The organism is Bartonella sp. CL63NXGY, assembly GCF_042194905.1.
Lineage (GTDB): Bacteria > Pseudomonadota > Alphaproteobacteria > Rhizobiales > Rhizobiaceae > Bartonella.
Genome location: NZ_JBHINK010000083.1, coordinates 1 through 745, shown reverse-complemented (window position 1 = coordinate 745; position 745 = coordinate 1). Strand labels below are relative to the sequence as shown.

Annotated in this window: 1 protein-coding gene; it reads left to right on the top strand. The window is 40.5% G+C overall.

Features of this window, described 5'->3' with window-relative positions:
* Positions 1-745: autotransporter outer membrane beta-barrel domain-containing protein (locus ACFIK0_RS09360; RefSeq protein ID WP_375663904.1), on the top strand; the 745-nt coding region annotated here is incomplete at both ends.

Genomic DNA, 745 nt, shown 5'->3' with positions numbered 1-745 from the left:
CTCCTCCTTCTGCCCCTGTTGAACCAAAGCCTTCTGGGTCTTCTGACCCTTTGGATTCCTCGTCTAATCTCCAAATTAGAGCTGTTGTTCCACAGGTTCCAACTTATCTTCTTTTGCCAAATGCCTTATTTCATGCTGGTTTAGTGGATATGACCGCGCAAAATAAGACATTAGAGACAATGCGGAATGCTTTTCATTCCTTTGGGAAGGATAATGAAAAGACAGCCTTTTTTCTGCATGCTTATGGTGGTAGCCATCATTATGCTTCCAACTTATCTGCTTTTGAATATGGCTATGGTGCTGAGCTCGATTATAATGCATTCGAAGCAGGTGTTTTGTTAAATGAGATTGAGAGTTTATATGGTCGTACATTCTTTGGGGTTATGGGGTCTTACGGAAATCTTTCTCTAACCCCTCAGGATGTTGAACAAAGCAAAAAGAGTGCATTTGATAAATGGTCTGTTTCTGCCTATGGAAGTCTGAAGCATGATACGGGTTTTTATATAGATGGGGTGGTATCGTATGGACTTTTTAAGGGAGATGTTTTGACCCTTGCACGGGGCAAGGTTGTGGCATTAAAGGGTAAACAGTTTAGCGGTTCTTTAACGAGTGGCAGAACGTTTTCAACAGGGTATAAAGGTGTTGTTTTTGATCCGCAGATTCAGATTGTTTATCAGCATCTTCAGTTTAATCAGGCGCGTGATATTGATAATCTTGATGTTGATTTAGGAAAATTTCATCAATG